General features: G+C 69.9%; 7 protein-coding genes, 1 tRNA gene, 1 rRNA gene and 2 pseudogenes. 1 reads left to right on the forward strand and 10 read right to left on the reverse strand.

The window, feature by feature from the left end; genetic code table 11:
• Positions 1-155: 155 nt before the first annotated feature.
• From NEH16_RS08000 to NEH16_RS08035, 8 genes and pseudogenes are all read right to left on the reverse strand, one after another.
• The gene (locus NEH16_RS08000; RefSeq protein ID WP_018105285.1) at positions 156-539 is read right to left on the reverse strand and encodes a helix-turn-helix domain-containing protein; all 384 of its coding nucleotides are present in this window, start codon (positions 537-539) and stop codon (positions 156-158) included.
• Positions 540-648: 109 nt separating this feature from the next.
• Positions 649-1,156, reverse strand: a pseudogene (locus NEH16_RS08005) (CinA family protein).
• On the reverse strand, positions 1,153-1,908 hold the full coding sequence (pgsA, locus tag NEH16_RS08010; RefSeq protein WP_265540551.1) for a CDP-diacylglycerol--glycerol-3-phosphate 3-phosphatidyltransferase: 756 nt from the start codon (positions 1,906-1,908) through the stop codon (positions 1,153-1,155). Before pgsA ends, NEH16_RS08005 begins: the two are co-directional and overlap by 4 nt.
• Positions 1,905-3,383: a 30S ribosomal protein S12 methylthiotransferase RimO gene (rimO, locus tag NEH16_RS08015; RefSeq protein WP_265540553.1), complete on the reverse strand. Its 1,479-nt coding sequence runs from the start codon at positions 3,381-3,383 to the stop codon at positions 1,905-1,907. The genes pgsA and rimO overlap by 4 nt, the downstream gene beginning before the upstream one ends.
• Positions 3,384-3,516: 133 nt before the next feature.
• The gene (locus NEH16_RS08020; RefSeq protein WP_073967365.1) at positions 3,517-4,320 is read right to left on the reverse strand and encodes a helix-turn-helix domain-containing protein; all 804 of its coding nucleotides are present in this window, start codon (positions 4,318-4,320) and stop codon (positions 3,517-3,519) included.
• A gap of 201 nt (positions 4,321-4,521) precedes the next feature.
• A complete protein-coding gene (locus NEH16_RS08025; protein ID WP_073967672.1) occupies positions 4,522-7,281 on the reverse strand; it encodes a DNA translocase FtsK in 2,760 nt (919 codons plus the stop codon).
• Between the two features lie 186 nt (positions 7,282-7,467).
• Positions 7,468-8,145, reverse strand: a complete 678-nt coding sequence (locus NEH16_RS08030) for a response regulator (RefSeq protein WP_018105279.1) — start codon at positions 8,143-8,145, stop codon at positions 7,468-7,470.
• Between the two features lie 245 nt (positions 8,146-8,390).
• A complete protein-coding gene (locus tag NEH16_RS08035) occupies positions 8,391-13,817 on the reverse strand; it encodes a HAMP domain-containing protein (protein ID WP_265547107.1) in 5,427 nt (1,808 codons plus the stop codon).
• A 399-nt stretch (positions 13,818-14,216) separates the two neighbouring features.
• Between NEH16_RS08035 and NEH16_RS08040 the strand changes: the two are divergent.
• Positions 14,217-16,834 (forward strand): annotated as a pseudogene (locus NEH16_RS08040) (SpoIIE family protein phosphatase).
• A 52-nt stretch (positions 16,835-16,886) separates the two neighbouring features.
• On the opposite strand, the gene NEH16_RS08045 reads toward NEH16_RS08040, so the two are convergent.
• Both NEH16_RS08045 and rrf read right to left on the reverse strand, forming a co-directional pair.
• Positions 16,887-16,959 (reverse strand) — tRNA-Thr (locus tag NEH16_RS08045).
• Between the two features lie 150 nt (positions 16,960-17,109).
• Positions 17,110-17,226: ribosomal RNA gene (gene rrf, locus NEH16_RS08050) — 5S ribosomal RNA — on the reverse strand.
• Positions 17,227-17,278 lie beyond the last annotated feature (52 nt).

Raw genomic sequence — 17,278 nt, forward strand, 5'->3', positions numbered from 1 at the left:
TCGGAAGGTTTCTCGGTCTCTCATCCACGCGCCTGCCCCCATCTCGCCGCTGACACACGCACCGGCACAAAAACCGCACACGGGCACGCGAAAGCCCCGGCCCTCCCCACAACAGAGGGAGAACCGGGGCTCCGGCTTCACACCGAACCGATCGGTCAGGCGGCGACTACGTCCACCGCTTCCGCGGGTGCCTTGATGGTCACCCGCCCCGTCGGTACACCCGCCACCGAGGTAACGGAGACGGAGTTGAGCATGGGGCGCACCGGTACAGGTACCGGATCGCTGGCCGCTGCCGACTCGGCCAGTTCGGCCAGGGACAGCTCATCGCTCACTTCACGCATGAGCTCGGACATCCGTACGTCAAGCGCGTCGCAAATGGCGGAGAGCAGTTCGGAGGATGCCTCCTTCTGCCCCCGCTCCACCTCGGAGAGATAGCCGAGCGAAACTCGGGCGGACGAGGAGACTTCGCGCAGAGTACGGCCTTGGCGCTGGCGCTGCCGACGCAGCACGTCACCCAGCAGGCGACGGAGCAGAATCATCGGTGGCTCCCTCCTCGGACCGCGTAGCCGCATCCTTCACGCCCCACCGTACCGCCTAGCGCTGCGGCCGTGCGGGGAGCGATGTCGTGTTCACTCAGGGCTGCAAACATCAATTCCCCCCGTTCTCTTCCGTATCCTGTGCGCTCGCATTCTCGTGGAGTTCGCCTGAGAGCAGGTCGAGCGCGCTTCGTACGCTCTTCTTACGGATGTCCGCCCGGTCGCCGTTCAACCTCAGCGCGGACACTTTCCCGATGCCGTGCGGGCCGCTGACCGCGACGAAGACCGTACCGACGGGCCGGCCGTCCTGCGGTTCGGGGCCGGCGACGCCGGTGGTCGCCACTCCCCAGTCTGCGCCCAGAGCTCGCCGTACGCCTGTCGCCATCTGACGCGCGACGTCCGCGTCGACCGCCCCGCGCTCCGCCAGGAGGCCGGCGTCCACCCCAGGACTTCACTCTTGAGGGGGTCGCGTAAGCCGTCACCGAGCCCCTGAAGGCTTGGGAGGCACCCGGTACGGACGTCAGTTCGGCCGCGACCAGGCCGCCGGTCAGCGACTCCGCGACGGCGAGGGTCTCCCCCCGCTCGACGAGGAGCCGCAGCACCCGGCCCGCCGCAGTCACCGCTCGGCCTCCGCGGACCCCCGGGCCCCCGCGGCCTCGGCGACCGCGCCGGTCTCCTCGGAGGCGCCCTCAGGCGCTTCCCCGGCCCCGGGCTCCGCCTGGGCCGCCCGCTCCGCCGCGAGGCCCTGGCGCCGCAGTACGACGGCCTGGCGGACGTAGTCGAGACCGGTGACGACCGTCAACACGACGGCCACGGCCATCACCCAGAAGCGCAGGGTGGCCAGCGGACCGGTCAGCGCCAGGACGTACATCCCGACGGCCGTCCCCTGCGCCAGCGTCTTCATCTTGCCGCCGCGGCTGGCCGGAATGACCCCGTGCCGGATCACCCAGAACCGCATCAGCGTGATGCCCAGCTCACGGAAGAGGATCACGCCCGTGACCCACCACGGCAGGTCGCCCAGATACGACAGACAGATCAGCGCGGCGCCCATGATCGCCTTGTCGGCGATTGGGTCGGCGATCTTCCCGAAGTCGGTGACCAGGTTGTACGTGCGCGCCAGATGTCCGTCGAACAGGTCGGTGATCATGGCGATGGCGAAGGCGGCCCAGGCGAAGGAGCGCCAGGCCGGGTCGTACCCGCCGTTGTGGAGCAGCAGCACCACGAAGCCGGGGACGAGCACGAGCCGGGCCATCGTCAGGAGGTTGGCGATGTTCCACAGACTGGCCTGATTGACCGCAGCGGCGCCCAGCTTTCCGCCGCGGACCGGCGTCGAGCCGGACCCGCCTGCCGCGGATGCCGGGACTCCGGTCATCTGGCTACCTCCACAAGCTCACTGCACTCGGCGATCAGGTCCACGCCTTCGGTGCCCACGACCTTTGCCTCGACCATACGGCCCGGGACCAGGCCCTCGCGTGTGGTGAAGAGCACCTGGCCATCCGTTTCGGGCGCCTGGTGCGCGGCGCGCCCGAAGGCGCGCGGCTCGTCGTCGGTGGGCTCGACGGACTCGACCAGCACCTGGAGCGTCTCGCCCATGCGCTCCTCGGCGCGCTGCGAGGTCAGTTCCTCAGCGAGCTGCGAGATGTGCGCGAGGCGCTCCGCGATGACGTCGGCGTCGAGCTTGTTGTCGTAGCCGACCGCCTCGGTGCCGTCCTCGTCGGAGTAGCCGAAGACGCCGATGGCGTCGAGACGGGCGCCCGTGAGGAACCGTTCCAGCTCCGCGAGGTCGTCCTCGGTCTCGCCGGGGAAGCCGACGATGAAGTTGGACCGGGCACCGGCCTGCGGCGCCTTGCCCCGGATCGTGTCCAGCAGCTCCAGGAAGCGGTCGGTGTCGCCGAAGCGGCGCATCGCCCGCAGCACGCCGGGCGCGGAGTGCTGGAAGGACAGGTCGAAGTAGGGCGCGACCTTCGGTGTCGAGGTGAGGACGTCGATCAGGCCGGGCCGCATCTCGGCGGGCTGGAGGTAGCTGACGCGGATGCGCTCGATCCCGTCGACGTCCGCCAGCTCGGGCAGCAGGGTCTCCAGGAGGCGGATGTCGCCGAGGTCCTTGCCGTACGAGGTGTTGTTCTCGGAGACGAGCATGACCTCCTTCACGCCCTGCTCGGCGAGCCAGCGGGTCTCGCCCAGCACGTCCGAGGGACGGCGGGAGATGAAGGAGCCGCGGAAGGACGGGATGGCGCAGAAGGAGCAGCGCCGGTCGCAGCCGGAGGCCAGCTTGACCGAGGCGACGGGGCTGGTGCCCAGCCGGCGGCGCAGGGGCGCGCGCGGCCCGGAGACCGGGGCTACGCCCTCCGGCAGGTCGGCGGGGGCAGGGGCGATCTCCTGCGCGTGACCGGGCAGGGACACGGCGGCGTCCTGCCGCTCGGCGGGGCTGATCGGCAGCAGCTTGCGGCGGTCGCGGGGGGTGTGGGAGGCGTGGATGCCGCCGCTGAGGATGGTCTGGAGGCGGTCGGAGATGTCGGCGTAGTCGTCGAAGCCGAGGACACCGTCCGCTTCCGGCAGGGCCTCGGCGAGGTCCTTGCCGTAGCGCTCGGCCATGCAGCCGACGGCGACGACGGCCTGGGTGCGGCCGTGGTCCTTCAGATCATTGGCTTCGAGGAGGGCGTCGACGGAGTCCTTCTTGGCGGCCTCCACGAACCCACAGGTGTTGACGACGGCGACGTCGGCATCGGAGGCATCCTCGACGAGCTCCCAGCCGTCCGCTGCCAGGCGGCCTGCGAGCTCCTCCGAGTCCACCTCGTTACGGGCGCAGCCAAGAGTGACAAGGGCGACGGTACGGCGTTCGGGCATGGACTCAAGACTACTTTGTCCCGGCACCGACCCCGCCGCGGAGGGTTGCGCCGTCACCCACGGTGGCAAAGACGGCGAGCGCCCGGCACGGTGGCCGGGCGCTCGCCGCGCCGCGATGTCTCGGGGTGACCGGTCAGCCGACCTCGGGGTCGCCCTTGGTGTACGAGAGGCGTTCGACCTGTCCGGGCTTGAACTGGTCCTCGACCTTCTTCCCGTTCACGAAGAGCTCGATCGAGCCCGCGTTGCCGAGAATGAGGTCGACGCGCTCCTTGTCCTGGAAGGTCTTCGACTCGCCCTGCTGGAGGGTGCCGTCGAAGAGGGCCCGGCCGTTGTGGTCCTTGGCCGAGATCCAGCTCTTGCCCTGGGTGGCGCTGAGCTTGACGGTGACCTTGTCCTGGGGCGCCGCGGCGATGGCGCTTTCGGACGGGGCCGGCTTGGGGTCGGCGGGCTTGCTGGCGGAGGGCTTCGGGGCGATCTTGTCGGAGGTCGGGCCCTCGGCCACACGGCCGGCCGTCGAGGGCCCGTCGTCGCCGCCCTTGAAGAAGGTGAAGCCGACGAAGCCGACCACGGCGACGATCGCCGCGACCATGGCCGCCGTCCAGTTGGGCCGACGGGGTTCGGAGCGGATGCGTTCGGCCTCGAACAGCGGCGCCGCCGGGGTGGGCGCGGGACGGCCGCCGTGCTCGGCGTCGTACTGCGCGATCAGCGGTTCCGGATCGGTGCCGACGGCACGGGCGAGCGTACGGATGTGGCCGCGGGCGTACACGTCGCCGCCGCAGCGGGAGAAGTCGTCCTGCTCGACCGCGTGCACGATGGGGATGCGCACCCGGGTGGACGTGCTGACCTCTTCGACCGTGAGACCTGCGGCCAGACGAGCCTGCTGAAGCACTCGACCGATCGAAGGCCGGTCGTCTTCGGGGGAGTTGCCGATGGACACGGGGGCGCCTTTCGAGCGTGAGCCACCTGCTGGGTGTTCAGTCTAGGGGGGGTACGAAAGGGTGGGGCAACCGGGCGGGTGGACTTTGTACGCCATCAGATTCGAACAGAGCCGGTTTCGCCGGGACGCCCCGGGGAAGGACGTTCCGTCCTTCCCTTCAACTTGACGTACGGCCCGGCGAAACGGTTGCCCGTAAAACTCTTACGAAGCGGTTTCCCCACGAATCTGTGCCAACACCCCGTCGAGCTCGTCGGGTTTCACCAGGACGTCGCGCGCCTTGGAGCCCTCGCTCGGTCCGACGATGTTGCGCGACTCCATCAGGTCCATGAGCCGCCCGGCCTTGGCGAAGCCGACCCGCAGCTTGCGCTGGAGCATCGAGGTCGATCCGAACTGGGTGGAGACGACCAGCTCGGCCGCCTGGCACAGCAGGTCGAGGTCGTCGCCGATGTCCTCGTCGATCTCCTTCTTCTGCTTCGTGCCGACCACGACGTCGTCGCGGAAGACCGGGGCCATCTGGTCCTTGCAGTGCCGGACGACGGCCGCGACCTCGTCCTCGGTGACGAAGGCGCCCTGCATACGGGTCGGCTTGTTCGCGCCCATCGGCAGGAACAGTCCGTCACCCTTTCCGATGAGCTTTTCGGCGCCGGGCTGGTCCAGGATGACGCGGCTGTCGGCGAGCGAGGAGGTGGCGAAGGCGAGCCGCGAGGGCACGTTCGCCTTGATCAGACCGGTGACGACGTCCACCGAGGGGCGCTGCGTGGCGAGCACCAGGTGGATGCCGGCGGCGCGGGCCAGCTGGGTGATGCGGACGATCGAGTCCTCGACGTCGCGCGGGGCGACCATCATCAGGTCGGCCAGCTCGTCGACGATCACCAGCAGATACGGGTACGGAGCAAGCTCACGTTCACTGCCCTCGGGCGTCTTGAGCTTGCCGGTGCGCACCGCGTGGTTGAAGTCGTCGATGTGCCGGTAGCCGAAGGCCGCGAGGTCGTCGTAGCGCAGATCCATCTCCCGTACGACCCACTGGAGCGCCTCGGCGGCCTTCTTGGGGTTGGTGATGATCGGCGTGATCAGGTGCGGGATGCCCTCGTACGCGGTGAGCTCGACCCGCTTCGGGTCGACCAGGACCATCCGGACGTCCTCCGGCGTGGCCCGGACCATGATCGAGGTGATCAGGCAGTTGATGCAGGACGACTTGCCGGAGCCGGTCGCGCCGGCCACCAGGACGTGCGGCATCTTCGCGAGGTTGGCCATCTCGTAGCCGCCCTCCACGTTCTTGCCGAGCGCGACGAGCATGGGGTGGTCGTCCTCGGCCGCGTCCGCCAGTCGCAGCACGTCGCCGAGGTTGACCATCTCCCGGTCGGAGTTGGGGATCTCGATGCCGACCGCGGACTTACCCGGAATCGGCGAGATGATGCGGACATCGGGGCTGGCGACGGCGTACGCGATGTTCTTGGTGAGCGCGGTGATCCGCTCGACCTTCACGGCCGGGCCGAGTTCCACCTCGTACCGCGTCACCGTCGGCCCTCGGGTGAAGCCGGTGACGGCGGCGTCCACCTTGAACTCGGTGAACACGTTGGTCAGCGAGGCGACGATCGCGTCGTTGGCGGCGCTCCGGGTCTTGCCGGGTCCGCCGCGCTCCAGCAGGTCGAGCGAGGGCAGCGAGTACGTGATGTCGCCGGAGAGCTGGAGCTGCTCGGCCCGGGCGGGCAGCGACTGGGACTCGGGGGGCTCGGGCGCCGGCTTGGTCAGATCGGGCACACCGGCCCCGGGCGTGGCCTCCGCACGCTTCCCGGCGGACTTCCCGGCCGGCTCCGCTTCCCGGGCTCCCGGCACCGGGGTGCCCGCCCGCTCGCGGTCCACCGAGACGCCCTGGGTCAGGTCGGCGACGACCGGCGAGGGCGGCATGCCGTTGAGCACGGCCCCGTCGAGCGCGGCGGCAGCGGCGGCCGCGACGTCCACCGCGTCCATCGGACGGTTCATCGCGGGCTGCACCGAGGGCCTGCGCGGCCTGCGGCGCTTGGTCAGCGCCTCGGTCTCCGCGAGATCCGGGTCGTACGCGTCGGGTGCCTGGGTGCGGCGGGAGCGGGGCGGCAGCGCCTCGCGCCACTGCTCGTCATACCGCTCGTCGTCGCCGTCCTGGGCCTCGGGGTCGTACGCCGGTTCCACGATGCCCAGCCTGACGCCGAGCAGCCGCAGCCGCTGCGGGATGGCGTTCACCGGGGTCGCCGTGACGACCAGCAGCCCGAAGACGGTGAGCAGCAGGAGCAGCGGCACGGCCAGCACCTCGCCCATGGCGAAGATCAGCGGCTTGGAGGCGGCCCACCCGATGAGGCCGCCCGCGTCCTGCATGGCCTCGGTGCCCTCGTCGCGTCCCGGCGAACCGCACGCGATGTGGACCTGCCCGAGCACGCCGACGACCAGGGCGGAGAGGCCGATGACGATGCGGCCGTTGGCCTCGGGCCGCTGGGGGTAGAGGATCAGCCGCACCGCGACGGCGCCCAGCAGTATCGGCACGAGCAGGTCGAGCCGGCCGAACGCCCCGGTGACGAGCATCTCCACCAGGTCGCCCACGGGACCGCGCAGATTCGACCAGGTGCCCGCGGCGACGATCAGCGCGAGGCCGAGCAGCAGCAGCGCGATGCCGTCCTTGCGGTGGGCGGGGTCCAGGCCCTTGGCGCCGCGCCCTATGCCGCGGAACATCGCACCGACGGCGTGGGCCGCGCCGAGCCAGAGGGCCCGCGCCAGCCGGTACACCCCGTTCGTGGGCGAGGGCACCGGACGCGGCGGAGCGGCCTTCTTCGCCGCGGCCTTCTTGGCCGGGGCCCTCTTCGCGGGCGCCTTCTTCGCTGCGGTCTTCTTGGCGGGCGCGGCTCTCTTCGCCGGACCCGGGCCACCGCCGACGCGCTTCGCGGTGCCCGCCGTGCCCTGGGAACCCTTGCCGGACGTACGTGAGGCCATGGGGCCGAGGTTACCGGTGTCGACGCCTGTGAACACGAGCGCGTACCGGTTCACCCGTCCGTGTCGCCTGGCGGGGGCCGGAAACTGACGCGCCTTCACCGGCAGGCAGCCACCGAAACCTCTCAGCCACCGGTCAGTTGCCCCGGCCATGCCCGAAAAGGCCCCGCCCACAAGGCGGGTGAGCCGTTACGAGGGAACGGCCGCCGACGCCCCGCCGGTGCCCGGCTCCAGCGCGTCGAGAGCGCGGCGCAGCCCGGTCAGCTTCCGTTCGAGGTGAGCGGCCGTCGCCACGGCGCCCGCGTCGGCGGACTCGTCGTCGAGCTGCTTCGACAGCGCCTCCGCCTGCTCCTCGACGGCCGCGAGCCGCGCGGAGAGCTCGGCCAGCAGACCGGCGGGCTCCCGCTCCTGCTGGGCGCTCGTCTGGCCGCCGCCCTCCAGCTGGAGCCGCAGCAGCGCCGCCTGCTCCCGCAGCTGGCAGTTCTTCATGTACAGCTCGACGAAGACCGAGACCTTGGCGCGCAGCACCCATGGGTCGAACGGCTTCGAAATGTAGTCCACCGCGCCGGCCGCGTAACCCCGGAAGGTGTGGTGCGGGCCGTGGTTGATCGCGGTGAGGAAGATGATCGGGATGTCCCGGGTCCGTTCCCGCCGCTTGATGTGCGCGGCGGTTTCGAAACCGTCCATGCCCGGCATCTGGACGTCCAGCAGAATCACCGCGAAGTCGTCCGTGAGCAGCGCTTTGAGCGCCTCCTCCCCTGACGATGCCCGTACCAGTGTCTGATCGAGCGCAGAGAGGATGGCCTCCAGCGCCAGCAGATTCTCCGGCCGGTCATCGACCAGGAGGATCTTGGCCTTCTGCACCATGGCCCGCCCTCCTCGCCCCGGAATTTCACCGGGCGCCGCCCCGGGGGACGACTCCCTTACGCCGCCCGTCCTTGTGCCGGTCATGGTAGCCGCACCCCGGCGGTCACCACACCCTGTCACCGTGATGTCACTGTGCACGTACCGGAAACGTGGCGGGGGACCAGAAGGTTCCCCGCAATCCGCGTTCCCACACTCCCTCGGACATCACCGATCAACAAATCTTCATGGATTCTCTCAGTGGGCGCTCACTCACCGCGCACATACCCCTCCATGACCGAAAGAAGATGGTCGGGATCGACCGGCTTGGTGACATAGTCGGACGCACCCGATTCGAGTGCCTTCTCCTTGTCGCCCTTCATCGCCTTGGCGGTCAGGGCCACGATCGGCAGCTCGGCGAACTGCGGCATCCTGCGGATCGCCGAGGTCGTCGCGTACCCGTCCATCTCCGGCATCATGATGTCCATCAGTACGACCGTCACATCGTCGTGCTGCTCCAGGACTTCGATGCCCTCGCGCCCGTTCTCGGCGTAGAGGACCGTCAGTCCGTGCTGTTCCAGCACGCTGGTGAGCGCGAAGACGTTACGGACGTCGTCATCGACGATCAGCACCTTCTCGCCGCCGAACCGGAACGTCCTGCGCGGCTGTTCGGGCTCCTCCTGACCACCCAGGGCCCACGCCTCCGGCTCGGCCGCCGGAGCCGGCTGCGGAGCGGGGGCGGGTACCGGACGCGGCGGCAGCGCGGGCTGCTGCTGTGCGCCTCCCAGCGCCTTGCGCCGGCGGGGCGGAGCGGCCTGCGCGGCGTCCGGTACGTACACCTGTCCGGCCTCCGGCGTCCGGCCGCCCTCGATCGTGCCGGTCTGGTCGTCGGCCTGTCCCGGAGCGAGCTGCGGGTAGCCCTGCGGCGGGAGTTCGCTCGGGTGCAGCGGCAGGTACAGGGTGAACGTGGAGCCGCGGCCGGGCTCGCTCGCCGCGTGGATCTCGCCGCCCAGCAGCCGCGCGATCTCGCGGCTGATGGAGAGGCCGAGGCCCGTGCCCCCGTACTTGCGGCTGGTCGTCCCGTCCGCCTGCTTGAACGCCTCGAAGATGACCCGCATCTTGCTGGCCGCGATCCCGATGCCCGTATCGGTCACCGAGAAGGCGATCAGCTCGCCGTCCGCGTCCCGCAGCGAACCGGCCTCCAGCAGCTGCTCGCGGATGGCGTCCGGCACCTCCTGTCCCGCGTGCCTGATCACCAGCTCGACGGCCCCGCTGTCGGTGAACTTCACCGCGTTGGACAGCAGGTTGCGCAGCACCTGGAGGAGCCGCTGCTCGTCCGTGTGCAGCGTGGCCGGCAGCTCCGGCGACACCCGTACGGAGAAATCCAGCCCCTTTTCCGCGGTGAGCGGCCGGAACGTCGCCTCCACGTAGTCCACGAGCTGCACCAGGGCGATCCGCGTCGGGCTGACGTCCATCTTGCCCGCCTCGACCTTCGACAGATCGAGGATGTCGTTGATCAGCTGGAGCAGATCGGAACCGGCCCCGTGGATCGTCTCGGCGAATTCCACCTGCTTCGGCGAGAGATTGCCCTCGGCGTTGTCCGCGAGCAGCTTGGCCAGAATGAGCAGCGAGTTGAGCGGCGTACGCAGCTCGTGCGACATGTTCGCCAGGAACTCGGACTTGTAACGCATCGAGACGGCGAGCTGTTCGGCGCGCTCCTCCAGGACCTGCCGCGCCTCCTCGATCTCGGTGTTCTTGACCTCGATGTCGCGGTTCTGCCTGGCCAGCAGCTCGGCCTTCTCCTCCAGTTCGGCGTTGGACGCCTGGAGGGCCTTCTGCCGGTTCTCCAATTCCTGCGAGCGGTCGCGCAGTTGCTCGGTCAGCTCCTGCGACTGTTCCAGCAGCTTCTCGGTCGTCGTGTTGACGCTGATGGTGTTGACGCTCGTGGCGATCATTTCCGCGAGCTGGTTCAGGAAGTCCCGCTGGATGTGCGTGAACGGCTGGAACGAGGCCAGCTCGATGACTCCGAGGACCTTGCCCTCGAACAGCACCGGAAGCACGATCACATGGGCGGGCGGCGCCTCACCGAGCCCGGAGGAGATCTTCAGGTACCCCGGCGGCACGTTGTCCACCTGGATCGTCCGCTTCTCCTCGGCGGCCGTGCCGATGAGCGTCTCGCCCGGCCGGAAGGACGTCGGCATGGAGCCGGCGGAGTAGCCGTAGCTTCCCCGCATCCGCAGCTCGTACGCCCCCTCGGCCTCGGCTCCCAGCGCGTCGGTCTCGCCGGTGGGCGTGGCCAGGAAGAAGGCGCCGTGCTGGGCGGAGACCACGGGGGTCAGCTCGCTCATGATCAGCGAGGCCACGTCGTCGAGGTCGCGCCGTCCCTGCATCAGACCGGAGATCCGGGCGAGGTTGCCCTTCAGCCAGTCCTGCTCCTTGTTGGTGGCGGTGGTGTCGCGCAGGTTCGCGATCATCGTGTTGATGTTGTCCTGGAGGGCCTGGATCTCGCCCGCCGCGTCCACGTCGATCTTCAGGTTCAGGTCGCCGCGCGTCACCGCCGTGGCGACGGCCGCGATGGCGCGCACCTGGCGGGTGAGGTTCCCGGCCATCTCGTTCACGGACTCGGTGAGGTCGCGCCAGGTGCCGTCCACGTCGCGCACCCGCGCCTGGCCGCCCAGCTGGCCCTCGGTGCCCACCTCGCGGGCGACCCGGGTCACCTGCTCGGCGAACGACGACAGCTGGTCGACCATCGTGTTGATGGTGTTCTTCAGCTGCTGGATCTCGCCGCGCGCGTCGATGTCGATCTTCTTGGTCAGGTCGCCCTTGGCGATGGCCGTCGTGACGGCGGCGATCTGGCGCACCTGGCCCGTCAGGTTGGACGCCATCGAGTTCACGGACTCGGTGAGGTCCTTCCACGTACCGGAGACGCCCGGGACGCGCGCCTGGCCGCCCAGCTCGCCCTCGGTGCCCACCTCGCGGGCGACGCGGGTGACCTCGTCCGCGAACGAGGACAGCGTCGTCACCATCGTGTTGACGGTGTCGGCCAGCTCGGCGACCTCGCCGCGCGCCTCGACGGTGACCTTCTTCGTCAGGTCGCCGTTGGCGACGGCCGACGAGACGCGGGAGATGTTGCGCACCTGGCTGGTCAGGTTGTTGGCCATCAGGTTGACGTTGTCGCTGAGGTCCTTCCAGATGCCCGTCGCCCCGCGCACCCGCGCCTGGCCGCCGAGGATGCCCTCGGTGCCCACCTCGCGCGCGACACGGGTCACCTCGTCGGCGAAGTTGAGCAGCTGGTCGACCATCGTGTTGACCGTCGTCACCAGTTCGAGGATCTCGCCCTTGGCGTCGACGGTGATCTTCTTGGACAGGTCGCCGTTGGCGACCGCCGTCGTCACCTCGGCGATGTTCCGCACCTGAAGGGTGAGGTTGTTCGCCATGCCGTTGACGGACTGCGTGAGGTCCTTCCACGTACCGGAGACCCCCTGCACCTCGGCCTGACCGCCCAGAATGCCCTCGGTGCCCACCTCCCGGGCCACCCGCGTCACCTGCTCCGCGAAGTTCGAGAGCTGGTCGACCATGGTGTTGAGGGTGTTCTTCAGCTCCAGGATCTCGCCGCGCGCGTCCACGTCGATCTTCTGCGACAGGTCACCGCGCGCCACCGCCGTGGCGACCTGCGCGATGTTACGGACCTGAGCGGTCAGGTTCCCCGCCATCCCGTTCACCGAGTCGGTCAGATCACGCCACACACCGGCGACGCCGGGCACCTGTGCCTGGCCGCCGAGCCGTCCGTCGGTACCCACCTCGCGGGCGACCCTGGTCACCTGCTCGGCGAAGGCGGAGAGCTGGTCGACCATCGTGTTGATGGTGTTCTTCAGCTCCAGGATCTCGCCCCGCGCGTCCACGTCGATCTTCTGCGACAGGTCGCCCCGCGCCACCGCCGTCGTGACCTGTGCGATCTGGCGCACCTGGGAGGTCAGGTTCCCCGCCATGAAGTTGACGGAGTCGGTGAGCTCCTTCCACGTACCGGAGACGCCGTCGACCCGCGCCTGACCGCCGAGGCGGCCTTCGGTGCCCACGTCGCGTGCCATCCGCGTGACCTGGTCGGCGAACGAGGAGAGCTGCGCCACCATCGTGTTGACGGTGTTCTTCAGCTCCAGCATCTCGCCGGCCACATCCACGGTGACCTTCTGCGACAGGTCGCCGTTGGCGACGGCCGTCGTGACCTGAGCGATGTCGCGGACCTGACCGGTCAGGTTACGGAAGGCCGTGTTCACGGAGTCCGTGAGGTCCTTCCAGGTCCCGGCGGCGCCCGGCACCTCGGCCTGCCCGCCGAGCCGGCCCTCGACGCCGACCTCCCGGGCCACCCGGGTCACTTCCGAACCGAAGGACTGGAGCTGGTCCACCATCGTGTTGACGGTGTTCTTCAGCTCCAGCATCTCGCCGGCCACGTCGACGGTGACCTTCTGCGTCATGTCACCGCTGGCCACCGCCGTCGTCACCTGGGCGATGTCGCGCACCTGGGTCGTCAGGTTCCGGAAGACCGTGTTCACCGAGTCGGTGAGGTCCTTCCAGGTCCCGGCAGCGCCCGGCACCTGCGCCTGACCGCCGAGCACGCCCTGCCCGCCGACCTCGCTGGCCACGCGGGTGACCTCGTCCGCGAAGGTGCGCAGCGTCTCGGTCATCTGGTTGATCGTCTCGGCGAGCTGGGCGACCTCGCCCCGCGCGCTGACCTGCACCTTCTGCGACAGGTCACCGTTGGCGACCGCCGTCGTCACCTCCGCGATGCCGCGCACCTGGGAGGTGAGGTTGCCGGCCATCGTGTTGACGGAGTCCGTCAGGTCCTTCCACACCCCGGCCACGCCCGGCACCACGGCCTGGCCGCCCAGCTCCCCCTCCGTGCCCACCTCACGGGCGACCCGGGTCACCTCGGAGGAGAACGAGGACAGCTGGTCGACCATCGTGTTGACGGTGTTCTTCAGCTGGAGCATCTCGCCGGCCACATGGACGGTGACCTTCCGCGACAGGTCGCCCTTGGCCACGGCCGTCGTCACCAGCGCGATGTCGCGCACCTGCGCGGTCAGCCGGTACGCCATGGTGTTGACGGAGTCCGTGAGGTCCTTCCAGGACCCGGACATCCCGCGCACCTGCGCCTGGCCGCCCAGCTTGCCCTCGGTGCCCACCTCGACCGCCACCCGCGTCACCTGCTCGGTGAACGCCGACAGCTGGTCGACCAGGTTGTTGACGGTACGGGCGACCTTCAGGAACTCGCCGCGCAGCGGCCGTACCGTGTCGTCCGCCGTGTGGGAGCGCAGCTCCATCCGCTGTTCGAGATCACCGTCGGCCACCGCCGACAGGACCCGCCCGACCTCCGACACCGGGCGCGCGAGATCGTCCACCAGCTCGTTGGACGCGTCGATCGCGGCGGCCCAGGAGCCCTCGCAGGCACCCGTCTCCAGGCGCTCGGTGAGCTTGCCCTCCCGCCCGACCACGCGGCGCACCCGGGCCAGCTCGCCGGTGAGGTGCACATTGCGGTCGGCGACCTCGTTGAAGACCGCGGCGAGCTCCGCCATGACGCCTTCGCCGGAGACCGTGACGCGCCTGCGGAAGTTGCCGTCGCGCATGGCGACCAGACCGGCCAGCAGTCTGTGGAGCGCCGCCGCCTCTACCTCGACGGTTCCATTGCGCTGCTTCTTCACGGACTGCCCGCCCTTACTGCGCGTACCCGAACCCCGCGCCGCCACGTCAGACTCCACCGTGTCCCTCCCGCAGGGGTTGACCATCTAGCTAGAACCTCGTCCGAGAGCCTGCCCAGAACTTTCACGGCTCACCGCCACAGCCCACCGTCGACGGGTGACCATGCGGACGTCAAATCGTTGAAACGTACCAGGCGGGAACCGGTCGGGGTGGAATCTCCCATGGTTGTCCCACATCCCTCCGAGGGGAAGCCCATACTGTCCGGTCATCCGTCCGTTCCCGCCCGGGCCTGTCCGAAGTCCGCCCTCGTGTACCCGGTGCGCGGGGGGAGCGTCTAGCCTGGCAGGCGAATCGAAGCGGCGAGAAACGGGCACGGACTCGGGGAAGCGACGAGACACCAAATGGGGAGTGCTGTGATCACGGCGCGTGCGGCTGCCACCTTCGACCCGGTGGCGCGCTCGGTCGCGACGGCCCGTGCCTTTGTCCGCGACACGCTCCAGGGCTGGGGATACACCGACGTCGTCGATGACGCCGTGGTCCTGACCAGCGAACTCGTCACCAATGCCGTGATCCACGCCGGCACCGCCGCGGACGTGCTGTGTCTCCGTACGGAGGACGGCGTACGGGTGGAGATCGCCGACCATTACCCGGAGCGGGAGATCCCACTCCAGCCGGCCGCGCTCGATCTCGGTGGCCTGGACAGCGAGAACGGCCGCGGTCTGCTGCTGTGCGCGGCTCTCGCTTCCCGGTGGGGCGTCGAATACTCCCCCACGCGCAAACATGTCTGGTTCCAGCTCGACCTCCCGGACCGCCCGGTGGGCGTCCGCTCGGCCGGTCCGCTGCTTCCGGTCGGCCTGCTCCCGGTCACCGACGAACGCGTCCGGGTCGCCGTCGTCCAGATCGACGGCGAGGGCGCCGTCGCCGCGTGGAACGACGACGCCACGTACCTCTTCGGTTACACGGCGGACCAGGTCGTCGGCAAGCAGCTCACCGACTTCACCGCCTGGCCGCAGACCCCCGGCACCAGTACCGGCATCGCGGACGCCCTGCGGCTCTCCCGCTGGGAGGGCAGTTACGGCATCCGGGGCGCCGACGGCCGTACCGTCCCGGTATACGGCTCCCACCTGCGCGTACGGGACCCCGAGGGCGAACCGTCCACGGTCTGCCTGCTGGTCCGCGACTACGAGCGCGCGGTCCTCCAGACCCCCGTGCGCGCTCCCGCCTCGGACGCCGCCGAGAGCCGCAAGACCGACCCCTTCGAGGTCTTCATCGGCTCCCCCGCCCCCGACGACCTCGACGGCCTGCTCCAGCGCACCGTCGAGCGGGCGCGCGACATGCTGGACGCCGACGCCGCCTTCCTCCTCCTTGCCACGGACGACGAGACGGAGCTGGAGGTGCGCGCCACGACCGGCCTCCCCTCCGCCCGTCAGCGCTTCGCCCGCGTCCCCGTCGAGGCCGGAACCGGCCGCTACGGCTCCGCCCGGATGCCCGCCGTCCACGAGGACCTGGACGCCGTCCCCGGGGCCGTCCCGCTGCTCGGCAACACCGGCATGCGCTCGGTGGTCACGGTCCCGCTGAAGGTCGAGGGGCGCCTCACGGGCTCGCTGGGCGTCGCGGCCGAGGCCGCCGGCCGCTATTCCAACGAGGAGGCGCTCCGCCTCCAGTTCGCCGCAGACCGGATCGCCCTCGCCGTCGAGTCGGCGCGCCTCGGCGAGCTGGAGCGGCTGCGGCGCGGCTCGCTGTCCTTCCTCGTCGAGGCGTCGGACCTGCTGGCGGGCACCCTGGACCGGAACCAGACGCTGGCCCTGATGGCCCAGATGACGGTCCCGACGCTGGCGACGTGGTGCGCCGTCTACACGATCGCCGACCCGGCGTCGGAGCCGGAGCTCTCCTACGTGCTGCACGAGGACGAGGACCGCATCGACGGGCTCAGGAGCCTGCTCACCAGGATCTCCCCGCCGGAGCCCGTACGGACCCCCGGGGCGCGGGTGTGGGCCGCTCCGTCCCAGGCCGCCCACGAGGCGGCGCTGCGGACCTCGATGCGGAGTATCGGGATCGGCGACCCGGGCGGCCTCGGCTCGACCACGCGTACGACACTGGCGACCGCAGCGGCGGTGGGCGGCGAGACCGTCGTGCTGCCGCTGGTCGCCCGCAATCGCGTCATCGGCATGCTGACGCTCGGCAAGCCGTCCGACGACCACTTCCGCCAGGAGATCCTGGAGCTGGCCGAGGACCTGTCCCGCCGGGCCGCCCTGGCCCTGGACAACGCCCGCCTCTACTCCGAGCGCACGGCGATCAGCCAGTCCCTTCAGCGCAGCCTCCTCCCCCGGGCCTGCCCGCCGTGCCCAACGTCGAGGTGGACGTCATCTATCGCGCGGCCGGCGAGGGCAATGAGGTCGGCGGCGACTTCTACGACGTCTTCCCGATCCGGGACGGCGCGTACGGGTTCGCCATCGGCGATGTGTGCGGTACGGGGCCGGAGGCGGCCGCCGTCACGGGCCTGGCCCGCCACGCGCTGCGCCTGCTGGCCCGCGAGGGCTTCGCCGGCCCCGCGGTCCTGGAGCGGCTCAACGCCGCGATCCTCGACGAGGGGCCCCGGAGCCGCTTCCTCACGCTGCTCTACGGCGAGCTGTGGCCGCAGGAGGACGGCAGCGCCCTCCTGAAGGTCGTCTGCGCGGGCCACCCACTGCCACTGCGCCTACGCCAGGACGGCTCGGTGGAGCCGGCCGCGGACCCGCAGCCGCTCCTGGGCGTCATGGAGGACCTGGAGCTGTACGAGCAGGAGTTCACGCTGGAGCCCGGCGACGTCCTGCTGTGCGTGACGGACGGTGTGACGGAACGCCGTGAGGGTACGCGGATGCTCGGCGACGACGGCCTGGCAGACGTGCTCGCCCACTGCACGGGCCTTACGGCGGGCGCGGTGGCCGCACGCATCCTCCGCGCCGTGGAACGCTTCGCCGCCGAACCCCCGTCGGACGACATGGCCATCCTGACAATGAGGGTCCCGGAACCCCAGTAGGCCCCGAGCATGAAGAAAGGCCCCGCCAGATGGCGGGGCCTTTCTTTTTCTGAGCCCCAATGCGGAATCGAACCGCAGACCTTCTCCTTACCATGGAGACGCTCTACCGACTGAGCTATTGGGGCCTTGCTGCCCTGCGGCAACGAGCTAAAGCATACCCTGATCCAGGGGTTCTGCAAAACCGCCTGGGCCGGCGGGTGCACAGGGGTGCCGGGCGCCCCCGGAAACGCGAAAGAGCCCCGTGCCACAAGGGCACGGGGCTCTTCCTAAAAGGAGTTCGGCGGCGTCCTACTCTCCCACAGGGTCCCCCCTGCAGTACCATCGGCGCTGAAAGGCTTAGCTTCCGGGTTCGGAATGTAACCGGGCGTTTCCCTAACGCAATGACCACCGAAACACTATGAAATTTGAACCAACCGGATGAAAACACGGCTGTTCGTTATTTCA

It is taken from the genome of Streptomyces drozdowiczii (assembly GCF_026167665.1).
Classification (GTDB): Bacteria; Actinomycetota; Actinomycetes; order Streptomycetales; family Streptomycetaceae; genus Streptomyces; species Streptomyces drozdowiczii_A.

What these genes read in the sequence shown, in the direction of transcription:
- NEH16_RS08000 (WP_018105285.1), bottom strand. Translation starts at nt 539, where the DNA reads ATGATTCTGCTCCGTCGCCTGCTGGGTGACGTGCTGCGTCGGCAGCGC.
- pgsA (WP_265540551.1), bottom strand. Translation starts at nt 1,908, where the DNA reads ATGACCGGAGTCCCGGCATCCGCGGCAGGCGGGTCCGGCTCGACGCCG.
- rimO (WP_265540553.1), bottom strand. Translation starts at nt 3,383, where the DNA reads ATGCCCGAACGCCGTACCGTCGCCCTTGTCACTCTTGGCTGCGCCCGT.
- NEH16_RS08025 (WP_073967672.1), bottom strand. Translation starts at nt 7,281, where the DNA reads ATGGCCTCACGTACGTCCGGCAAGGGTTCCCAGGGCACGGCGGGCACC.
- NEH16_RS08030 (WP_018105279.1), bottom strand. Translation starts at nt 8,145, where the DNA reads ATGGTGCAGAAGGCCAAGATCCTCCTGGTCGATGACCGGCCGGAGAAT.